Origin of the sequence: Rhodoplanes tepidamans, from assembly GCF_030813915.1 — a bacterium.
Taxonomy (GTDB): domain Bacteria; phylum Pseudomonadota; class Alphaproteobacteria; order Rhizobiales; family Xanthobacteraceae; genus Rhodoplanes; species Rhodoplanes tepidamans.
Genome location: NZ_JAUSUJ010000020.1, coordinates 13,223 through 34,211, shown reverse-complemented (window position 1 = coordinate 34,211; position 20,989 = coordinate 13,223). Strand labels below are relative to the sequence as shown.

Genomic DNA, 20,989 nt, shown 5'->3' with positions numbered 1-20,989 from the left:
CACCTCCTGCGTTTCAGCTCGCCGCCGCCAGCGGACGCGCCGCGGTCGAACGGATCAGGTCGGCGTACCAGTGATACGACGCCTTGGGGATGCGTTGTCCGGTCGCGTAGTCGACATAGACGATGCCGAACCTCTGGCTGTAGCCCGAACCCCATTCGAAGTTGTCGAGCAGCGACCAGATGAAGTAGCCGCGCACGTCCGCCCCCGCCGCCCGCGCTTCGCCGAGCGCGTCGATATAGGACTTGAGATAGTCGATGCGGGACGGGTCGTTCACCTCGCCCTTGTCGTCGACCACGTCGGGGTTGGCGGTACCGTTCTCCAGCACGTAGACGGGCAGCTTGTACCGCTTCGACAGGCCGATCAGCGTGTCGCGGAAGGCGTCCGCCTCGATCGGCCAGCCCATGCTGGTGCGCCGGACGTTCTCGGGCGACGGGCCCCAGCCGACCCCGAGCGGATTGCCGTCCCACGCCTTCATGTAGTGCGGCGAATAGTGGTTGAGGCCGAACCAGTCGATCGGCCGGCAGATCCTCGCGATGTCGCCGGCCTGGATCCAGGGCTCCATCAGGTCGGCGAGCAGCGGAGGATAGGCGCCGAGGATCTGCGGATCCGCGAAGGCGCCGTTCCAATAGGCGTCGAACAGCGCCGCCGCCTTCACGTCCTCGGGCGCCGGCGTCGCCGGCCGGCACGGCTGGATGTTGTGGACGATGCCGAGCGAGGCGTCCTTCACGTGCGAGCGCAGCACGTCGATCGCCGCGCCATGGCCGAGATTCACGTGGTGGATCGCCCGGTGGAACATGTTGCGGTCGACGATGCCGGGCGCCTGCCCGCCCATCACGAAGCCGAACAGCGTGAACACCGAGGACTCGTTGAAGGTGGCGAAGCGCTTCACCCGGTCGCCGGTGCGGCGCGCGATCAGGGCGGCGTAGTCGGCGAACCAGAAGGCGCAGTCGCGGTTCGCCCAGCCGCCGAGGTCGCCGAGCGCCTGCGGCAGATCCCAGTGATAGAGGCACAGCCACGGCTCGATGCCGGCCTCGAGCAGCGCGTCGATCAGCCGGTCGTAGAAGGCGAGGCCCGGCTCGTTGGCGGCGCCCCGGCCCTTCGGCAGCACCCGCGGCCACGACACCGAGAACCGGTAGGCGCCGACCCCGAGGCGCTTCATCAGCGCCACGTCCTCGGCGTAGCGGTGGTAGTGATCGCAGGCGACGTCGCCGGTGTCGTTGTTGGTGACGCGGCCCGGTTGCCGGCAATAGGTGTCCCAGATGCTCGGACCCTTGCCGTCCTCGGATGCGGCGCCTTCGATCTGATAGCTGGAGGTGGACACGCCCCACAGGAACGCGGGGGCGGATGCGGCCGCGGCCGTGGCGGGCGCGCGCGTGCTCATGATCGTCCTTCCTTCGCAGTGCCGCCTGCGAAGGGCGAGCCTTCGCAGGCCTCGTGACCCGTGAACGCTACGCCCGCGCCCTTTCCGATATGTTGATGGCCGTCAAGCACGACGGTCGCAGGCGACGACGGTCGTCCCGCGACGGCGGCCGCCGCCCGGCCGGCGCCATCGGAGCACTCCTTACGCAACTTATCGGAGTTCCGTCGCGGCCCGGTTCGGCGGACACTTCGGCTGCGGACCGCCGCCTCGACGACGCGGGCCCGACCGTTCCTCATCCGCGCGACGCCTCCCCTGCGCGCGGGCCCGCCTCACGAACGCCGATCGCGTGACGGTCCGGCGTCGAGGTGGTCATGTCCAAGTCCGCGAAAATCGTCTTCATCGGGGCCGGCAGCATGTCGTTCGGCCTGACCATGTTCCGCGACATGTTCTTCTCGGAGGATCTGCACGGCTCCACCCTGGTGCTGGTCGACACCGACCCGGTGGCGCTGGAGCGGATGGCGGCGCTCGGCCGCCGGCTCGCCGAGGCGGCGGGCGCCGGCGTCGTCATCGAGACGACGACCGAGCGGCGCACGGCACTGCCCGGGGCCGACTTCGTCGTCAACGCCACGGCGATCGACCGGCTGCGGCTGTGGCGGCTCGACTACGAGATTCCGAAGAAGCACGGCATCCGCCAGACGCTCGGCGAGAACGGCGGCCCGGGCGGGCTGTTCTTCACGCTGCGCACGCTGCCGATGGTGTTCGATTTCGTGCGCGACATCGAGGCGCTGTGCCCGGACGCGCTGTTCATCAACTTCTCCAACCCCGAGAGCCGCATCGTCATGGCACTCGGCAAGTACGCGAAGGTGCGAACCCTCGGCCTGTGCGAGGGCATCTTCGGCGCCCGCAGCCAGGTCGCCCACATCCTCGGGCGGCCGGCCGAGACGATCGACGTCTGGGGCGCCGGGCTCAACCACTTCCAGTGGCTCCTGCACATCCGCGACCACGACAGCGGCGCCGACCTCTATCCGCTGCTGCGCGAGAAGGAGGCGGCGCACGACCCCGCCTTCATCCCGCTCGACCGCACGCTGTTCCGCAGCTTCGGGCTGTGGCCGACCTGCGGCGACAGCCACACCGGCGAGTTCCTGCCCTATGGCTGGGAGGCCGACGGCGGCGACGACAGGGGCTACGACTTCGCCGGCGACGAGCGGGTGCGGGCCGAGTTCCGGGCGACTGTCGAGGGCGTGCTGGCCGGCACCGCCGCGATCCCGAACTGGTGGATGCAGCCGTCCGGCGAGCGCGGCGCCGCCGTGATCGCCGGCGTGGTGCACAACGAGAAGCGGTTCATCGAGTCGGGCATCGTCTACAACCGCGGCGTCATCCCCAACCTGCCGGCGGATCTCGCCGTCGAGGTGCCGATCGTCGCCGACGCGGCCGGCATCCATCCGGTGTCGCTCGGCCCCCTGCCCGAGCCGATCGCCAGGCTGCTCGCGGTCCAGGCCGGGGTCCAGCAGCTCGCCGTCGAGGCCGCCGTGCACGGCTCCCGGGAGCTCGCCCTGGAGGCGCTGCTGATCGATCCGGTGGTCGCGTCGACGGCCGCCGCGACGGCGGTGCTCGACGAGCTGTGGGAGGTGAACCGACCCTACATCCGTGCCTGTGTGTGAGGCCGGGCCGACGGCGGGACGCCTCGACGGCGGCGGACCGGTTGGACTAGGGTGATCGGGCACGATGCCGCGGGCCGGCGAGTCGGCCGCGGCCGGGATCGGAGAGGTCCGGTGCGGGTCAGGGATTTCATGTCGAGCCCCGTGGTGACGATCACGCCCGACCGGCCGATCGCCGACGCGGCGCAGCTGATGATCGACCACCGCATCAGCGGGCTGCCCGTGGTCGATCCGGCCGGACGGCTGGTCGGCATCGTCAGCGAGCGCGACCTCCTGCGCCGCCGCTCCGACGGCGACCCGCCGCGCCGGCCGCACTGGCTGCAGCTGATGACCGAGCGCAGCGCGCTCGAGCAGGAGCCGGAGCGCTTCCACACCCTCACGGTCGGCGACGTGATGACGACGGCGCCGCTCGCCGTGACCGAGAGCACGCCGCTCGAGGAGGCCGGCCGGCTCCTGGAGAGCCGCCGCATCAAGCGGCTGCCGGTGGTGCGCGACGCGCGGGTGGTCGGCGTCCTGTCGCGCGCCGACCTGCTGCGCGCCCTGCCCCGGGCGCTCGGCAAGGCCGAAGCCGCCGCCCGCCACGACGCTCCGATGACCGACGAGCGGCTGATCGAGCTCGAACGCCAGTACTGGCTGCAGCGCACCCGCGGGCCGAAGTAGAACCGTTCGCCGCGCGGACCTGGCGGGCCTCGCCAGACTCGCGACGCCGTCATGCCCGGCCTTGTGCCGGGCATCCACGTCTTCGGAGGTCGCGGGTCTGTTCGCGGGGTGGCCGGGACGAGCCCGGCCGTGACGGCGAGGGGAACCGGGGCGCACGCCACGCTGCGGTGCGGCTACCCACCTGCCGGCTGCGGGACTTCCTGCGGTGCCGCCCCCTACTGGCTCGTCGCCTTGCGGGAGGCGCGGAGCTGCAGGTAGAGATCGTAGGTCTGCCGCGCGACGCTGCGCCAGGAGTAGTTCTGCTCCACCCGCGCACGGCCGGCCTCGGCCATGCGGGCGCGCAGCTCCGGGTCGCCGGCGATGCGGTTGATGCCGTCGGCGAGGCCCCGCTCGAAGCGGGCCGGGGCGACCGGATCGTGCGGCGGCTCGGGCGACAGGTTCGGCTCGACCAGGATGCCGGTGACCTCGTCGACCACCACCTCCTTGATGCCGCCGACCGCGCTGCCGACCACCGGCGTGCCGCAGGCCATGGCCTCCAGGTTGATGATGCCGAACGGCTCGTAGATCGACGGGCAGCAGAACACGGTGGCGTGCGAGTAGAGCGCGATGGTGTCGGCGCGCGGCAGCATCTTGGAGAGCCAGATCACGCCCTCGCGGGTGCGCTGCAGCTCGGCCACCATCTCCTCGGTCTCGCGCTGCAGGGCGAGCGTGTCGGCGTCGCCGGCGCACAGCACCACCTGCAGGCTCGGATCGAGCTGCGGGATCGCCTGCAGGAGATAATAGAGGCCCTTCTGCCGGGTGATGCGGCCGACGAACAGAACGTAGGGCCGGTCGGGGTCGACGCCGAGCCGGGTCAGCACCTCGGGCGCGTGGATCTTCTTGTACTCGTCGGTGTCGATGCCGTTCGGGATGATGTGGACCCGCTCGGACGGCACGTCGAACAGCCGCAGGATGTCGTCGCGGGTCGAGGTGGAGACGGCGATGACGGCGTCGGCCGTCTCGAGCGCGTTGCGCTCGATCCAGCGCGAGAGGTCGTAGCCGTGGCCGAGCTGGTCGCGCTTCCACGGCCGCAGCGGCTCCAGCGAATGGACCGTGATCACCATCGGGATGTTGTAGAGGATCTTCGCGAGCAGCCCTGAGAAGTGCGTGTACCAGGTGTGGCAGTGGATGATCTCGACGCTGCCCTCGAGCTCGTTGCCGATCCCCTGCCCCATGAAGGCGAGGCAGGTGGAGAGCGCCTTGAGGGGCGACACGTAGGTCTGCGGGCAGCCGGCGAACATCTTGGTGTCGACCTTGACGCCGCGGACGTGGAGCTGGCCGTCGTCGAGCGTCTGGTCGTGGAAGGTGCGCACCTCGACCGGCGTCAGCCGGGCGAGCTCGCGCGACAGGTACTCCACGTGGACGCCGGCGCCCCCGTAGACGTAAGGCGGATACTCGTTGGTGGTGAGCAGGACACGCATCTCGGGCACTCCATTCGCCGCGCGGCGCGGCGCACGTCTTCGGGCGGGCGGCGCGGCGCCGGATCAGGCGACGCAGCGCAGCAGCACGGCGGGATCGTGGTCCGGATCGATCGACAGGCGCACGCCGCCCCATTCGACCAGGCGCCATTCGCCCGTCACCAGGTTCTCGACGGCCCGCACCGGGCGGCGCGCGCCCTCCGGGCCGATCCGCATGTCGCCGAAGTGGAACCAGACGTCGTGCGGCCCCTTCTGCAGGGCGATCGCCACCGCGACGACGTTGTCGTGGGCGACCGACTCCTTGACGAAGCCGATCACGTTGGGGCTGTCGACCTGGATGAATCCGAAATTGGCGGTCTGCTGCAGGGCCGGGTTGGCACGCCGGATGGCGTTGAGCTGGGCGATGTAGGCCTTGATGTTGCCGGGCGCGTTCCAGTCGCGCGGCCGGATCTCGTACTTCTCCGAATCCAGATACTCCTCCTTGCCCGGCACCGGCACGTGCTCGAGCAGCTCGAAGCCGTTGTAGACGCCGTAGCTGCCGGCGAGGGTCGCGGCGAGGGCGACGCGCGACTTGAACATCCACGGCTCGCCCGACTGCAGGTGGACGGGCAGGATGTCGGGCGTGTTGACGAAGAAGTTCGGCCGGAAGTACTCGCGCTCGGGATGCCGGGTGAGCTCGGCCATGTAGGCGGACAGCTCGTCCTTGCCGGTGCGCCAGGTGAAGTAGGTGTAGGACTGGGTGAAGCCGAGCTTGGCCAGCGCCTTCATCACCTTCGGGCGGGTGAACGCCTCGGACAGGAAGATGGTGTCGGGGAAGCGCCCCTGCACCTCGTGGATCAGCCACTCCCAGAACGGGAACGGCTTGGTGTGCGGGTTGTCGACCCGGAAGATCCGCACCCCCTGCTCGGCCCAGAACATCACCACGTCGCGCCAGGCCTGCCAGAGGGCGGCGCGGTCGGCGCAGTAGAAGTCCGGGTTGGTGATGTCCTCGTACTTCTTCGGCGGGTTCTCGGCGTAGCGCATCGAGCCGTCCGGCCGCCACTTGAACCACTCCGGATGCTGCTTGATCCACGGGTGGTCGGGCGAGCACTGGGTGGCGAAGTCGAGCGCGATCTCGAGCCCGTGCCCGCGCGCGGCGGCGACGAGGCGCCGGAAGTCGGCGATGGTGCCGAGCTCGGGATGGACCGCGTCGTGGCCGCCCTCGGCGCCGCCGATCGCGTAGGGACTGCCGGGATCGCCCGGCTCGGCCTTGAGCGAGTTGTTCTTGCCCTTGCGGTTCTTCACCCCGATCGGATGGATCGGCGGGAAATAGAGAACGTCGAAGCCCATGGCCGAGACGTCGGGCAGCCGGGCGATGACGTCGTCGAAGGTGCCGTGGCGGGCCGCGTCGTCGGTCTGGCTGCGCGGGAAGACCTCGTACCACGCGCCCGAGCGCGCCCGCGGCCGCTCGATCATCAGCGGAAAGGGCTGGCTCCAGGTCAGGTCGGGCCGCGGCTCGACCGCCGCCATGGCGGCGGCGAGGTCCTCGGCGAGCAGCGGCCGCGGACCGCCGGCGGAGCCGAACATGTTGAGCGCCGCCTGCAGGCGGCCGGCCGTGTCGCCGGCCCGGGGCAGCGCCGCGGCGACGAGCTCGCGCCCCTCCTTCAGCTCCAGCGTGATGTCGAGCCCGGCCTTCTGCTTGGCGAGCGTGTCGCGCCGCCAGGTGGCGAAGCCGGCCGTCCACGCCTCGACGACGAAGATGTGGCGGCCGATCTCGATCGGCACGAAGGTGCCGTGCCAGCGGTCGTTCTCGACCGGCACCAGCGGTGCGGTGCGCCAGCCGCGCTCGCCCTCGCGCCGCCAGCGCAGCGTCGCCGAGGTCACCTCGTGGCCGTCGCGGAAGATGTCGACCCAGACGTCGACCGGCTCGCCGACGATCCGCTTCACGGCGAAGCGGCCGCCGTCGAGGGTCGGGAAGACGTCCTCGATGAAGAAGCGCCGCTGATGGACGTCGGAGTCGAGCGGTGCCGGCTCCGGCGCGGTCGGCAGGTGCGGCTCGTACGTCACGGTCGAGCGAGGCGTTCGCGGGAAATTCATCTTCTGCCTTATGAGAAATCAAGATGGCTTATGAGCAGCCCGCCGGCCGGCCGGTGCGTCGCGCAGAGAGGCGCGCAGGCGCCCGGCAACCCTCGCGGGGAGACGGCTCGCCCCCACAATGTTTCTTTTCCGGGCAGCCGGCAAGGCCGTATCGCACCGCGACATTCGATGCCGCGCCGCGGCATCGCCCGGAGCCCGGCCCGGGCCGCGCCGCGCACGAAAACGCCCGCGACGGTGGTGCCGTCGCGGGCGTCGAAGGTCGGGACGAACGACCCGGCCGGAGGGCCGGGCCCGTCGCGGGCGTCAGGCGAGCGCCGGAGCCTTGGCGAGCTTCGCCACCCGGATGGTGTGGCGGGCGATCATCGCCTCCTCGTCGGTCTGCATGACGTAGACCTTCACGGCCGAGCCGGGTGCCGAGATCACCTCGGCGCCGGCCTGGTTGGCGGCCGGATCGAAGGCGATGCCGGCCCACTCCATGCCGGTCAGCACCTCGCCGCGGACGAACTTGGAGTTCGAGCCGATGCCGCCCGTGAACACCAGCGCGTCGGCCCCGCCCGTCACCGCCATCAGGCTGCCGAGCTCGCGCCGGATGCGGTTGACGAAGTACTCGAGCGCCTGCTTGGCCGACGGCGCGTCGGACGACTCGAGATCCCGCATGTCGCTCGACACGCCGGACATGCCCTTGAGGCCCGACTTCTTGTTGAGGAGGTCGGAGATCTGGGCTGCGTTCATGCCCTTCTGCTGCATCAGGTACAGCAGAACGCCCGGATCGATCTGGCCGCAGCGCGTGCCCATCAGCAGGCCGTCGAGCGGCGAGAAGCCCATGGTCGAGGCCTGGCCCTTGCCGTCCTTGATGGCGCACATCGAGGCGCCGTTGCCGAGATGCAGGACGACGAGGCGACGCAGCGCCGCCGGGTCGCGCTCCTCGAGCCGGGCCGTGATGTACTCGTAGGACAGGCCGTGGAAGCCGTAGCGCCGGACGCCCTCCTGATAGTGCTCCGGCGGCAGCCCATAGGTGTCGTTGACGAAGGGCTGGGTGCGGTGGAACGCCGTGTCGAAGCAGCCGACCTGGGGAATGCCCGGGAAGGCGCGTCCCGCCGCGGCGATGCCGGCGAGATTGTGCGGCTGGTGCAGCGGCGCCAGCGCCGAGAACGTCTCCAGCACCTTGTAGGAGGCGTCGTCGATCAGCATCGGCGCCGAGTAGATCGGCCCGCCGTGCACGACGCGATGGCCGATCGCGGCGATCTTGGCGTCCGGGAAGGTCTCGCCGAGCCAGCCGATGATGATCTTCAGCGCGTCGTCGTGGTTCTTCGGGGTCTCGGCGCCGGTGAGCGCTCGCTTCGACTTCTTGCCGTCGACCTTGGCCTCGAACTCCGGCGAGACGCCGATCCCTTCGATCTGGCCGATCGCGACCATGCGGGGCCACTCGCCTCCGTCCAGCGCGAACAGCGCGAACTTGATCGAGGAGGACCCCGCATTGAGGGTGATGATGTGGTCGCTCATGACGTTGTCCTTCTTCTTATTCCGCCGCGACCTTGGTGGTCTCGCCGCCGGGCGCCGGAACGGCCCGGCCGGTCCGGCGCCGGTACTCGTAGAGCTGCGCCAGCGCCGCGGAGACGAGGCGCGCGCGGTCGTTGTCGGCCCGGCTGGTGAGCATCACGGGCGCCGCGGCGCCGACCACCAGGCCGGCCGCCTCGGCCCGCGCCACGAAGGTCAGCTCCTTCACGATCATGTTGCCGGCCTCGAGGTTCGGCACGATCAGCACGTCGGCGCGGCCGGCGACCAGCGAGGTGATGCCCTTGGTGCGCGCCGCCGCCACGTCCATGGCGTTGTCCATGGCGAGCGGGCCGTCGACGATGCCGCCCTTGATCTGGCCGCGCTCGGCCATCTTCGACAGGGCCGCCGCGTCGAGCGTCGAGGGGATGTTCGGATTGACGGTCTCGACCGCGGAGAGGATGCCGACGCGCGGCTTCTCCAGCCCGCAGGCGATGGCGATGTCGATCGCGTTCTGGGTGATGTCGACCTTGGTGACGAGGTCGGGCGCGATGTTGATGGCGGCGTCCGAGATGAACAGCAGATGGTCGAGGGTCGGCGCGTCCATGACGAAGACGTGGCTGATCCGACGGCCGGAGCGCAGACCGCCGTCCTTCTTGACCACCTGGCCGAGCAGCTCGTCGGTGTGCAGGTTGCCCTTCATCACCGAGGCGGCTTCGCCGCGGCGCACGAGCTCGACCGCCTTGGCCGAGGCCTCGACCCCGGTCGCCGCGTCGATCAGCTTGTAGGACGAGATGTCGAGCCCGCCGGCCTCGGCGGCCTTGAAGATCGCGGCGCGCGAGCCGATCAGGATCGGCTCGATCAGACCCTCGCGGGCGGCCAGCACGGCGCCGCCGAGCGAGTTGTGGTCGTCCGGGCAGACCACGGCGGTCGCCATCGGCGGGAGCGTCTTGGCGCGATCGATCAGCGGCGTGAACTGGTCGCCCTCGTCGAGGATCAGGGTCGGCAGCTCGCGCGCCGCGACCGTGATGCGCTCGAGCGGCACGTCGACGAGGGCGCGGCCCTCGGCCACCACGGTTCCGTCGAGCCTCTCGATCCGGGTCTCGAAGACCGCGATCGGCGACTCCTTCTTCTCGACGCAGCGGACGCTCGCCCGCACCTTGTCGCCGACCTTCACGCGGCTCACCGCGCGCAGGTCCTGCGACCGGTAGAGCGTGCCCGGGCCGGGCAGCAGATTGCCGAGCACCGCCGAGATCAGCGAGCCGGCCCACATGAACGGCGCCGTGACGGCGCGGTTCTCCGACGACGCCTGATCCGGAACCACGACCGGGTTGGTGTTGCCGGAGACGTGCGCGAACAGATACAGGTCCTGGACCGAGCACACCCGCTCGATGCTGGCGGTGTCGCCGACCTTCAATTCGCCGAATGTCGTGTTCTTGATCACGTCTGCCATTTTCGTATCCATCTCCGGTGGTGTTCACGGGACACCGACCGAGGCTTCGATTGGGGGTCCGGAGCAAGTCCTGTTCCAGAAACGCGGCGGCAGGAAAGACATCCCGACCCGGCGAGGGTCAATTGAATTCGGCGTTTGGCTGGGTGAGCAAACGCGCATGGCCTCCGACCGACGCGCGAGACGTCGTGAGTATCACGCACTCCACTCGCAGCACACGATAGGATGCAACCGAGTCCGATGTTCGACGAACCACGACATCACCCTAGCGGCGATCTTATAAGAAACACATAAACCGTCGAAGACACGACGGAAAAACCACGTACGCCCGGCGCCGGGCGGATCGTCGCGGGGCTCGCGTCACACCCGCCGCCGGACGGCGGGCCGCAACCGCGCGACAGAGCCTGAACGCGATCGCGCCGGCGCCGTCGATCCGAAGAGATACTATTCGGGAATTCCCTTAGGCGGTTTCGGATCGCCCGGGCGGCGCGGCGGCCGTCCTTCGAGTCGTCGCGCGACTCCGCACCGCGGGCCGGGACGACGGCGCCGGACTGCGCAAGCCGTTGCGCGATCCGGCGCGCAAAAGCCTGCGCAGTTCACCGGGCGACATCACGCGGTGGTCGTGGCCCCGCGACCGTCGCGCCGTGACCGTGGCGCCGCGACCGTCGCAACGGGCGAGACGAAGGCCGCGCCGACGCGAGCACGGGGACGCGGGCATGGCGACGCGACCGTTCTGGCGGCTGTCGCGCCGAACGGCGCCGTGCTAATCAGGCCGGGTGACGAGACGCCGCCCCCACGCCGCGCCACCGACCGCCCCCGCGCCATCGACGCTGCGGGTGGCGGCTGCCGTCGTCGTGACGGTCGCCCTGCTTCTCCAGATCCTGCTGCCGGCGCTCGCCCTGCCCGGCCGCGCCGGCGACCCCGGAGCGCTCGGCTGGACGGTCGCCGACGCCTTCTGCTTCGGCGGACCGGCACGGCCGGCGGACGGCGGCGATACGGGATCGGGATCGGACGCGCCGGGCTCCGGCGCGCCGGCCGGCACGCACGCCTCCTGCGTCCTGTGCACGACGCCCGGGCTCGCCGCGACCGTGGCGCCGCCCGACCTCGCCGGCCTGGACTGGGTGTGGGTCGTGTCCGCACCGCCGCGGCTGCGTCCCGTCTCGGTCGCCGCGAGCGAGCGCATGCCGATCCGGCCGCGGGCGCCGCCGGCGGCGTGAGCCGGACCACGCTTCACCGCTTCATTCCTTCCGATCCCTTCGCCGCCCGGCGCCGCAGCGCGCGGCGGCCCTCGTCCGGAGACGATTCATGATTCGCACCATCACGCGCGCCACCCTCGCCGCCGCGCTCGCCGCCGCCGTGCCGCTCGCCGCCGGCGCCCAGGAGTTCACGGCCGGCGCCCTCAGGATCGAGAAGCCGTGGAGCCGCGCGACCCCCGGCGGCGCCAAGGTCGCGGGCGGCTACATGAGCATCACCAACACCGGCACCACGCCCGACCGGCTGGTCGGCGGCAGCCTGCCCCAGGCCGGCCGCTTCGAGGTCCACGAGATGAAGACCGAGAACGGCATCATGACCATGCGGCCGCTCGTCCAGGGCCTGGAGATCAAGCCGGGCCAGACGGTGACGCTGGCGCCCGGCGGCTATCACGTGATGTTCATGGATCTGAAGCAGCCGCTGAAGGAAGGCGAGACGCTGTCGGGCGAGCTGCGCTTCGAGAAGGCCGGCACGGTCGCGGTGACGTACAGCGTGCAGGCGATCGCCGCGACGGCCCCGGGCGGCAAGCCGATGGGCGGCCATCACGGGCACTGAAGTCCGGCGGGCGGCCGGACCCGACCGGCCGCCCGCCGAGACGCCCACCGCCACGGCACGTCGTCGATCTCGGCGCCCGCCGTTCGGCGGGCGCAAGTCGTTCGAATTTTACTGTAATTTAAGTCGGACCCGGCACCCTCGAAATTCCGGGACAGGAAGGCTTTTCTCGGCCGACGGCCACGCGTATAGACGCTGCGCGGCGCGCCGGACCTTCCGGTGACTTGTCGCAACAATGCGGAAACAAATATAGCCCGGCCAAGCGAAAGCATTCATCTGGATGACTGGTTCCGACCCGCGGCAGGATCCCCCCCTCACCTTCGACCGTCGCACCGGCCGGCTCGACGGGGCGACGCTGCGGGAGCGCGTCGCCGCGCTGGCCATCACGGCCGGCGCCCGGCTCACCGAGCCCTTCGCGCATCGCGGCTTCTCGCTGGGCTGCCGCATTCTCGGGACGGCGCTGGCGCCGCGCGAGACCATCGTCCAGCTCGACGACGACGCCCGCTTCGCGTTTCCGTTCGGCGACCCGTACTGGAGCGTCCTGCTCGACCGCCGCTACGTCTACGAGATCGAGCTCGCCCGCTTCCTCGAGACGGTGGTCGACGTCGACTACACCTTCGTCGACTGCGGCGCGAACTACGGCCTGTGGTCGGTGCTGACCACCAGCCGGCGGTTCGGCGCCCACCGGGCCATCGCCATCGAGGCCTCCTCGCGCAACGCCGAGAAGCTGCGCCGCAACGCCGCCCTCAACGGCGACCGCTTCACGGTCCGCCATCAGGCGATCGGCGCGACGGCCGGCGGCGTCGCCCGCCTGTCCGGACGCAAGCACGAGGCCTTCACGATCGCGCCGTCCGAGGCCGGCGACTTCTGCGAGGAGGTCCCGGTGATCTCGCTCGACAGCCTGATCGACGACGGCACGCTCGAGCCGGCCGGCCGCTTCATCGTCAAGCTCGACGTCGAGGGGGTCGAGATCGAGGCCCTCACCGGCGGAACCCGGCTGCTCGCCGCCGACACCGTGATCCTGGCCGAGGAGCACGGCGCCGACCGCTCCCACGGCGTCACCCGCTGGGCGCTGGCGCAGCCGGGCTGCCGCGAGTTCGTCCTCGATCCCAAGACCGGCCGGTTCGAGGAGGTGCGCGAGCCCGCCTTTCTCGACCACATCAAGACGAACCACGCCGTCGGCTACAACGTGTTCGTCACCCGGAGCGCCTTCTGGACCGAGCGCCTGCGGGCCGCCTCGGCCGGGCCCTGACCCGGCGCGGCTCGGGCCCCCGCGGCCCGACCGGGGATCGTCGCGTCGGCACCGTCGTCGTCGCGCCATCATCTCGCATTACCGGCCGTGACGTTCCGACGCCGACCAACCGGGGAGATTCGCTCGTGAAAACCATGCTCGCCGCGACCGCCGCCACGGCCTTCGTGCTGCTCGCCGCCACGGCACAGGCCCAGACGCCGCCCGCGGCGCGCGCCTCGTGCAAGGCCCAGGCGACCGAGAAGAAGCTGCACGGCGCCGCCCTGACCAGCTTCCTGAAGAAGTGCGAGAGCGACGCCCAGGCGTCGTGCGACGCCTCGGCGGCCGAGAAGAAGCTCGCCGGTGCCGCCAAGACCAGCTTCACCAAGAAGTGCGTCACCGACGCCGTCGGCCAGTGAGCCGCTCCGCCGCCTGACGCGATCCCGGGGGCGATCGCACGACCGCTCCCGGTGACCGCCGCCACGGCCTTCTCAGGCGCCGAAGAAGCTCTTGATGGTGCCCCAGATGCTGCGCGACGGGGCGGGCTCGGTCGCCGCCTCGCCGCCCGGGGCCGCCCCGCCGGAGGCCGGCGCGCCGACCTCCGACCGCTTCACAATGTCCGGCGTCATCTCCTTGAAGATGCCCGTCTTCGCCAGCGTCGCCGGCCCCGCCATCCCGTCCACGTCGAGGCCGTTCCTCTCCTGGAAGGCACGCACCGCCTTCTCGGTGCCCGCCCCGAACGCGCCGTCCGCCGCGACCCCGAGCGCCTGCTGCAGGCGCCTGACGGTCTCGCCGCGCGATCCGGTCCGCAGCAGCACCAGCTCGTAGAGCTCCATGTGGACGAAGGTGTCCGGCCCGGCGATGCCGTCGACCTGGAGGCCGTTCTTCGTCTGATAGGCCTTGAGCGCCGTCTCGGTGCCCGGCCCGAACCGCCCGTCCGCCTCCACGCCGAGCTTCCGTTGCAGCAGCTTCACCGGCTCGCCGGCGAGCCCACGCTTGAGAATTGCCATCTGCTCCTCCCATCAAGCACCTGGGTTGACGCGATTTTCACGCCGCGCCGATCAGCGCAGCCGGTCGAGGTCGTCGAGCCCCGCCTGGTCGGCCAGCGAGCCGCCGCCCGTGTCGGCACCGCCCGGATCGTCCGGGTTGATCTCCAGCGGATCGGTCTCGAGCCGCCCGTTCGGGCTCAGCCCGTCGATGGTCTGCGGCAGGTGCTGGGCCAGCACGGCCAGGAGGTCCTCGATCGACAGGCCGGCCTGCTGCGACATCTGGCCGAGCTCGCGGTCGCCGAGCGCGTGACGCAGCCGGTCGGGCGACACGTCCATGTTGGAGCCCTGCCCCAGCCACGAGCCGACCTCGCGGTCGAGCCCGCCGCGGCGCAGCGCATCGAGCAGGCCGCCGAAGCCGCCGAGATCGGTGCGGCCGAGGATCTGCGAGAGAATCGACGGCAGCGCCGAGGTGTCGAGCTGCCGGAAGGCGCCTTGGACGGCGCCGGCGATCAGGCTGTCGAGCAGGCCCATGGGATCCTCCTTGTGATGTCGCGGGTGTTCCATCCCGGGCGTGCTCCGCCCGGACGGTATCGGACCGCATCTTCGTGACGCCGATGCGGCGTATTCGGTTCCGGCGCGTTGGTGGAGGAACCGGCGCGGCCCCGCGCCCCTCGATCCGGACCCCGACTGATGCCGATTTCCTCCACCGATCGCAGCTTCTCGGCGAAGCTCCTGCTGACGGTCGTCACCGTCCTGGTGCTGCTGGTCGCCTGGCAGCTCGCCGACCTCCTGCTGCTCGTCTTCGCCGCCGTGCTGGGGGCGATCCTGTTCCGGGCGCTGGCCGACCTGCTGGCCGGGCCGACCGGGCTGTCGCCGGCACTGTCGCTGCTCCTCGCGATCCTGCTGATCGCCGCCGGGCTCGTGCTCGTGGTCGTGTTCTTCGGGGCTGCCATCCTGCAGAACGTCGAAACCCTGACCGAGCAGCTGCCGAGCGCCTGGCGGGCGGTGCGCGACCGTGTCGACGGCGTCGGCTGGGTGCAGACCGCGATCGACCGCGGCACCGACTCGCTGCTTTCCGGCGGCCTGGTGAGCCGCATCGGCGGCGCCCTGGGGCTCGCCGCCGGCGCCGTCACCAATCTGGTGCTGGTGGTGTTCGGCGCGCTCTACATCGCGTCGCAGCCGGGCCTCTACCGGAGCGGCACGCTGCGGCTGGTGCCGCCGCGCCAGCGCGACCGCGTCGACCGGACGCTGTGCCGCTGCGGCGACGCCCTGCGCGGCTGGCTGGTGGGGCAGGTCATCGCGATGGTCGGGGTCGGGGTCGTCACCACGGCCGGGCTGTGGGCGCTGGGCGTTCCCTCGGCCCTGGCGCTCGGTCTGTTCGCCGGAATCGCCGAGTTCGTGCCGATCGTCGGGCCGATCGCCGCGGCGATCCCGGCCCTGATCATCGCGCTGTCTGTCGACCCCACGCTGGCGCTGTGGGTGCTCGGCCTGTTCGTGGTGATCCAGCAGATCGAGGGCAATGTGCTGCAGCCGCTGATCCAGCGCGAGATGGTGTCGGTCCCGCCCGCCCTGCTGCTGTTCGCCGTGGTGGGCTTCGGCATCCTGTTCGGCGCCACCGGCGTGCTGTTCGCCGCCCCGCTGACGGTGGTCGCCTATGTCGCCGCGCGGGAGCTCTATGTCCGCACCATCGAGGCCGAGCCCCCCGGCGACGCCGGCGAGCCGGCCGCCGCCCGGCCGCGGCCGGACTCCGTCACGGCGTCTCGGTGACGCCGCGCGAGTTCCTGAGCACCATGCAGGCGCCGCCCTTCTTCGACAGCGTCGCGCACAGTCCCGACGCCGCGACGCGCGTCTCGGCGCCGACCCGCACCTGATAGAAGGCACTGGAGCCGCGGCTGCGCAGCAGAGTGCGGATGATCATCGGGTCGCGGCCGTCGAGCTCGTCGCGGAACCGGCGCTCGATCCGGGCATAGGCCGCGAGCACCTTGGCGCGCGAGAAGCCGGCGGAGAGCTGGACTCCCCACGGCTTCGCCGCGCCCTCGCGGACGCGCCGCTCGAGCTCGCCCAGGAACATGGTCGGCTCGCTCCCCAGAAGCGCCGCGAGCGTCGCGCACGAGGTCTTCTCGGCGATGCCGTCCTTCCCGGAGCGGCCGGCGGCCGCCCAGTCGTCCGGCGACAGGCCCGTGATGGCGCGGACATAGCGCTGCGTCTCGCCGGGCAGCGTGCCCTTGCCGGCGAGCCAGTCGCGCACCCGCCGCGGCCCGGCATTGTAGGCGGCCGCCGCCAGCCCGAGATTGCCGAAGCTCTCGCGCAGCTCCGCCAGGAACTCGGCCGACTTGGGCAGGGCCGCCACCGGGTCGAACGGATCGAGCAGGCCGCGCTCCTCCGCCGTGTAGGGCATGAACTGGGCGATGCCCTGCGCCCGATGGCCGCGCCGCGTCATCGGCCCGACGACATGCGGCCGGAACCGGCTCTCCTGCCAGATCAGCCGGGCGAAGAAGGACAGCGGCAGGCCGTTGGCGGCCGCCGCCGATTCCAGGATCAGGCAGATCGAGTCCATGGCACCGCCCGACGGTGCGGCGGCGGCCGGGCTCTCCGGCGTGGCCGCAGCGGGAGCGGCCGCCGCGGGCGGCGGCGGTGGACCGGCCGGTGGACCGGCCGGCGGCGCGGCAGGCGGCTCCGGCCCGGCGGAGGGCGGCGCCGGCGCCTCCGTGGCGGCCGCGACCGCCGCCGGCCAGGCGGCCAGCGCGGCGAGCAGCAGGACAGGAACGATGCACCGCATGGTTCCTCTCGGGTCCCTCCAGGGCCCCTCCCCGGACCTGCTCTGTCGCACGAAAGCGTGGCGATGCGAAGCGCGGCAGCCCGCCCCGGGCTCAGCGGCCGACGAGGAGATCGATCGCCATCAGGGCGAGCGTTCCGGAGACCACCCCGGCGAACACCGACTGGCGGGCGATCAGGAACGCCGCGAAGCCGATTCCGGCGGCGCCGAGCCGCACCCACAGCGGCACCCCGGCGAGCGCTCCGGGCGCGAACACGACGATCTTGGCGACGACGCCGGTGAGGATCGCGGTCGCCACCGCCCGCACCCAGACCAGCACCTCGGAGGTCTCGTCGAGGCCGCGCGCGAAGACCACGCCGAGCCAGCGCCACACCTCGTTCGGCAGGAAGCCGACCAGCACCAGCAGCACGTACGGCCACAGCTCGGTCATGCCCGGGCCCTCACGGCGCGCCGCACCAGATAGGCGGCGGTGCCGCCGATCAGCCCGGTCCACATCAGGTCGAGGCCGACCCCGAGCACCACCAGGAGCGGACTGAGCACCAGCCCGGCGACGGCGGCGATGCGGTCCGAGATCATCTTGCTGGCGCGGGCGACCGAGACCAGGAACGACATCGGGGTGAGGAACAAGAGCCCGGCGACCAGCGGCTCCGGCAGCACCCGGGCGAAATAGTAGCCCGCCACGGTGGCGATGGTCGCCCCGCCGATCAGCGCCGTGCCGATGCCGTTGGCGAAGGCGATGCGCTCTTCCACCGGACGGCGCGGCGCCAGGCGCAGCGACTCCATCCACATGCTCACCGCCGTGAAGTGGGCGGCGAGCAGCACGCCGGCGAAGCTCGACGCGCGGGTGCGCAGGATCGGCAGCAGCGCCACCACCATGGGCAGCAGCCGCACGCCGGTCAGCGTCACGGCGATCGCCACCTCGAAGGGCGGCGCGCCGGCCGCCAGCGCCGAGATCATGATGACCTGGGCGGGCGCCGCCCACACGATCAGGGTCGAGAGCACCACCCAGGCGATCGGGAAGCCGAGATCGTGGGCGAGCGCGCCGATGCTGATATAGGTGCCGATCAGGACGAGCTGGAAGACCGAGACGCTGCCGGCGCTCCAGCCTGCGACGAAGCCCGCCTTCACGGGCGAGCCGCCGGACCCCTGTTCGTGTTCAGCCATAGGGGCTCTGTCCCACAGCCGATGGCGCCGCGCAATCGGCTTCGTGCCATCGGGCTATGCGGACGGGCGACGCCTGCCTCGAACCGGACGCGACGGGGCGGGCCGGCCCCATGTTCGGTCCGAGGACATGGCGGACACCCGTTCGGAGACATGGCTGACGGGTTCAGGCGCCACCGTTCCGGCGCGCCGCGCCGGCGCGCCACCAAGTCCCCCGACCCCGGCCCCGAACGCCCCCCTGAACGCGCGACCGCCCCGGCGAGCCGGGGCGGTCGGTCAGTCTCGTCTCGCATTCGCGCCCCGGAGCATTCGCGCCCGGACGAGTCGCCGGCCGGCGCGAGGTCAGGCCTTGACCAGCGGCACCTTGGGCACCGAGCCCTTGCCGCCCGGGCCGGAGCCGTTGCCGCCGGAGGGCGGACCGCCCTCCCCCTTGGGGCCGGACGGCTTGGCTCGCCGGGTGCCGCCGCCTCCTCCGCCGCCGCGCTTGCGGCGCGCCTTGGGCGGGGCCGGCACCTTCTCGGGCTTCGGCGTGATCGGCCCGTCGAGGAACTCGAAGCCGAGCTTCTCCCCGGTCGCCTCGTCCTTGGTGACGATCACCCGAACATGGCCGCCGTTCTTCAGCTTGCCGAACAGCACCTCGTCGGCGAGCGGCTTCTTGATGTACTCCTGGATGACGCGGGCCATCGGCCGCGCCCCCATCTGCTGGTCGTAGCCGCGCACGATCAGCCAGTTCGACGCCTCGTCCGAGAGCTCGATGGTGACGTCGCGGTCGGCGAGCTGCGCCTCGAGCTGGAGGACGAACTTCTCCACCACCTTGGCGATGATCGACTCGTCGAGATGGCCGAACGCGATGGTGGCGTCGAGCCGGTTGCGGAACTCGGGCGCGAACAGCCGGTTGATCGCCTCGGCGTCGTCGCCCTCGCGCTTCTGCCGGTGGAACCCGAAGGCCGCCTTGGCGAGGTCCGCCGCGCCGGCGTTCGTGGTCATGATCAGGATCACGTTGCGGAAGTCGACCTGCTTGCCGTTGTGGTCGGTCAGCTTGCCGTGGTCCATGATCTGCAGGAGCACGTTGTAGAGGTCCGGATGCGCCTTCTCGATCTCGTCGAGCAGCAGCACGCTGTGCGGATGCTGGTCGACCGAGTCGGTCAGGAGGCCGCCCTGGTCGAAGCCGACATAGCCGGGCGGTGCGCCGATCAGGCGCGACACCGTGTGCCGCTCCATGTACTCCGACATGTCGAAGCGGATCAGCTCGACGCCGAGCGTCGCCGCGAGCTGCTTGGCCACCTCGGTCTTGCCGACGCCGGTCGGGCCCGAGAACAGGTAGCAGCCGATCGGCTTCTCCGGCTCGCGCAGGCCGGCACGGGCGAGCTTGATCGACGCGGAGAGCGCCTCGATCGGCTTGTCCTGGCCGTAGACGACCCGCTTGAGGTTCTCCTCGAGGTTCGACAGCACCACGGCGTCGTCCTTCGACACGGTCTTCGGCGGGATCCGTGCCATGGTCGCGATGGTGGTCTCGATCTCCTTGATGCCGATCGTCTTCTTGCGCCGGTGCTCGGGCAGCAGCATCTGCGCCGCGCCCGACTCGTCGATCACGTCGATCGCCTTGTCGGGCAGCTTGCGGTCGTGGATGTAGCGGGCCGACAGCTCGACCGCCGCCTTGATCGCCTCGTTGGTGTATTTGAGCTTGTGGTAGTCCTCGAAGTACGGCTTCAGCCCCTTGAGGATCTCGATGGAGTCGGCGACCGTCGGCTCGTTGACGTCGATCTTCTGGAAGCGCCGCACCAGAGCCCGGTCCTTCTCGAAGTACTGGCGGTACTCCTTGTAGGTCGTCGAGCCGATGCAGCGCACCGTGCCGGCGGCGAGCGCCGGCTTGAGCAGGTTCGACGCGTCCATGGCACCGCCCGAGGTCGCGCCGGCGCCGATCACCGTGTGGATCTCGTCGATGAACATGATGGCGTTGGGATACGCCTCGATCTCCTTGATCACCTGCTTGAGGCGCTCCTCGAAGTCGCCGCGGTAGCGCGTGCCGGCGAGCAGCGTGCCCATGTCGAGGGCGAACACTGTCGCGCCCTTGAGCACGTCCGGCACCTCGCCGTGGACGATGCGGCGCGCCAGGCCCTCGGCGATCGCGGTCTTGCCGACGCCGGGATCGCCGACGAACAGCGGGTTGTTCTTCTGGCGCCGGCACAGCACCTGGATCGTGCGGCTGATCTCGCCGTCGCGGCCGATCAGCGGGTCGATCTTGCCCTCGCGCGCCTTCTTGTTGAGATTGACGCAGTAAGCCTCCAAGGCGTCACCTTTCTTCTTGGTGTCCTCGTTCGGCTTGGCGCCGTCCGAATCCTCCTCCGACGCCCCCCTCGCGGGTCGCGCCTCGGTGAGCCCCGGCCGCTTGGCGATCCCGTGGCTGATGTAGTTGACCGCGTCGTAGCGGGTCATCTCCTGCTCTTGCAGGAAATAGGCCGCGTGGCTCTCCCGTTCCGCGAAGATCGCGACGAGCACGTTGGCGCCCGTCACCTCCTCGCGGCCGGAGGACTGCACGTGGATGACGGCGCGCTGGATCACGCGCTGGAAGCCGGCGGTCGGCTTGGAATCCTCGGTGCCGTCGGTGACCAGGTTCTCGAGCTCGGACTCGATGTAGGCGACGAGGTTGCGCCGCAGCTTCTCGAGGTCGACGTTGCACGCCCGCATCACGGCAGCCGCGTCCTGGTCGTCGACCAGGGCGAGCAGCAGGTGCTCGAGCGTCGCGTATTCGTGGCGGTGTTCGTTGGCCAGCGCGAGCGCCCGGTGGAGCGACTGCTCGAGGCTGCGCGAGAAGGTGGGCATCAGTGTCTCGTCCTGTCCTGGTCTGCCGCGTCCCGGTCTGTGGCGTCCTGGTTC

Annotated in this window: 18 protein-coding genes; 7 read left to right on the top strand and 11 right to left on the bottom strand. The window is 71.0% G+C overall.

Annotated features, from left to right (window positions below):
- Window positions 1-13: 13 nt before the first annotated feature.
- Window positions 14-1,381: a GH1 family beta-glucosidase gene (locus tag J2S22_RS21645; RefSeq protein ID WP_272779961.1), complete on the bottom strand. Its 1,368-nt coding sequence runs from the start codon at window positions 1,379-1,381 to the stop codon at window positions 14-16.
- Window positions 1,382-1,731: 350 nt separating this feature from the next.
- Here J2S22_RS21645 and J2S22_RS21640 point away from each other — a divergent pair, with 350 nt between their 5' ends.
- Both J2S22_RS21640 and J2S22_RS21635 read left to right on the top strand, forming a co-directional pair.
- On the top strand, window positions 1,732-3,021 hold the full coding sequence (locus J2S22_RS21640) for a family 4 glycosyl hydrolase (RefSeq protein WP_272779962.1): 1,290 nt from the start codon (window positions 1,732-1,734) through the stop codon (window positions 3,019-3,021).
- Window positions 3,022-3,132: 111 nt separating this feature from the next.
- On the top strand, window positions 3,133-3,678 hold the full coding sequence (locus tag J2S22_RS21635) for a CBS domain-containing protein (RefSeq protein WP_272779963.1): 546 nt from the start codon (window positions 3,133-3,135) through the stop codon (window positions 3,676-3,678).
- 215 nt (window positions 3,679-3,893) lie between these two features.
- On the opposite strand, the gene glgA is transcribed toward J2S22_RS21635, so the two are convergent.
- The 4 genes from glgA to J2S22_RS21615 form a co-directional block, all read right to left on the bottom strand.
- Window positions 3,894-5,138: a glycogen synthase gene (gene glgA, locus J2S22_RS21630; RefSeq protein ID WP_272779964.1), complete on the bottom strand. Its 1,245-nt coding sequence runs from the start codon at window positions 5,136-5,138 to the stop codon at window positions 3,894-3,896.
- A gap of 63 nt (window positions 5,139-5,201) precedes the next feature.
- Window positions 5,202-7,211 (bottom strand): alpha-1,4-glucan--maltose-1-phosphate maltosyltransferase, encoded by a 2,010-nt coding sequence (locus tag J2S22_RS21625; RefSeq protein WP_272779965.1) that lies wholly within the window; start codon window positions 7,209-7,211, stop codon window positions 5,202-5,204.
- Window positions 7,212-7,514: 303 nt separating this feature from the next.
- Entirely contained in the window at window positions 7,515-8,714 is a 1,200-nt protein-coding gene (locus J2S22_RS21620) for an acetate/propionate family kinase (protein ID WP_272779966.1), read from the bottom strand.
- A gap of 16 nt (window positions 8,715-8,730) precedes the next feature.
- Window positions 8,731-10,158, bottom strand: a complete 1,428-nt coding sequence (locus J2S22_RS21615) for a bifunctional enoyl-CoA hydratase/phosphate acetyltransferase (RefSeq protein WP_272779967.1) — start codon at window positions 10,156-10,158, stop codon at window positions 8,731-8,733.
- A gap of 833 nt (window positions 10,159-10,991) precedes the next feature.
- Here J2S22_RS21615 and J2S22_RS21610 point away from each other — a divergent pair.
- From J2S22_RS21610 to J2S22_RS21595, 4 genes are all read left to right on the top strand, one after another.
- On the top strand, window positions 10,992-11,372 hold the full coding sequence (locus tag J2S22_RS21610) for a DUF2946 family protein (protein WP_272779968.1): 381 nt from the start codon (window positions 10,992-10,994) through the stop codon (window positions 11,370-11,372).
- A gap of 88 nt (window positions 11,373-11,460) precedes the next feature.
- Window positions 11,461-11,961: a copper chaperone PCu(A)C gene (locus J2S22_RS21605; RefSeq protein ID WP_307155870.1), complete on the top strand. Its 501-nt coding sequence runs from the start codon at window positions 11,461-11,463 to the stop codon at window positions 11,959-11,961.
- A gap of 277 nt (window positions 11,962-12,238) precedes the next feature.
- A complete protein-coding gene (locus tag J2S22_RS21600; protein ID WP_272776687.1) occupies window positions 12,239-13,210 on the top strand; it encodes an FkbM family methyltransferase in 972 nt (323 codons plus the stop codon).
- A 134-nt stretch (window positions 13,211-13,344) separates the two neighbouring features.
- Window positions 13,345-13,605, top strand: coding sequence for a hypothetical protein (locus J2S22_RS21595; RefSeq protein WP_272776804.1), 261 nt, complete (start codon window positions 13,345-13,347; stop codon window positions 13,603-13,605).
- A gap of 72 nt (window positions 13,606-13,677) precedes the next feature.
- On the opposite strand, the gene J2S22_RS21590 is transcribed toward J2S22_RS21595, so the two are convergent.
- Entirely contained in the window at window positions 13,678-14,196 is a 519-nt protein-coding gene (locus tag J2S22_RS21590) for a peptidoglycan-binding domain-containing protein (RefSeq protein ID WP_272776688.1), read from the bottom strand.
- A gap of 51 nt (window positions 14,197-14,247) precedes the next feature.
- A complete protein-coding gene (locus tag J2S22_RS21585; RefSeq protein ID WP_272776689.1) occupies window positions 14,248-14,706 on the bottom strand; it encodes a YidB family protein in 459 nt (152 codons plus the stop codon).
- Between the two features lie 159 nt (window positions 14,707-14,865).
- Here J2S22_RS21585 and J2S22_RS21580 point away from each other — a divergent pair, with 159 nt between their 5' ends.
- Entirely contained in the window at window positions 14,866-15,942 is a 1,077-nt protein-coding gene (locus J2S22_RS21580) for an AI-2E family transporter (RefSeq protein WP_272776690.1), read from the top strand.
- Here the strand turns inward: J2S22_RS21580 and J2S22_RS21575 are convergent.
- The 4 genes from J2S22_RS21575 to clpA all read right to left on the bottom strand — a co-directional run bounded on the left by J2S22_RS21575 (window position 15,926) and on the right by clpA (window position 20,935).
- Window positions 15,926-16,954: a lytic transglycosylase domain-containing protein gene (locus J2S22_RS21575; RefSeq protein WP_272776691.1), complete on the bottom strand. Its 1,029-nt coding sequence runs from the start codon at window positions 16,952-16,954 to the stop codon at window positions 15,926-15,928. The two genes, J2S22_RS21580 and J2S22_RS21575, sit on opposite strands and share 17 nt — an antisense overlap.
- 91 nt (window positions 16,955-17,045) lie before the next feature.
- Window positions 17,046-17,381 carry an AzlD domain-containing protein gene (locus J2S22_RS21570; RefSeq protein WP_272776692.1) on the bottom strand — a complete coding sequence of 112 codons (336 nt, stop codon included), beginning with the start codon at window positions 17,379-17,381 and terminating at the stop codon, window positions 17,046-17,048.
- On the bottom strand, window positions 17,378-18,115 hold the full coding sequence (locus J2S22_RS21565; protein WP_272776693.1) for an AzlC family ABC transporter permease: 738 nt from the start codon (window positions 18,113-18,115) through the stop codon (window positions 17,378-17,380). The genes J2S22_RS21570 and J2S22_RS21565 overlap by 4 nt, the downstream gene beginning before the upstream one ends.
- Before the next feature lie 339 nt (window positions 18,116-18,454).
- Window positions 18,455-20,935 carry an ATP-dependent Clp protease ATP-binding subunit ClpA gene (clpA, locus tag J2S22_RS21560; RefSeq protein ID WP_272776694.1) on the bottom strand — a complete coding sequence of 827 codons (2,481 nt, stop codon included), beginning with the start codon at window positions 20,933-20,935 and terminating at the stop codon, window positions 18,455-18,457.
- Window positions 20,936-20,989: the final 54 nt, after the last annotated feature.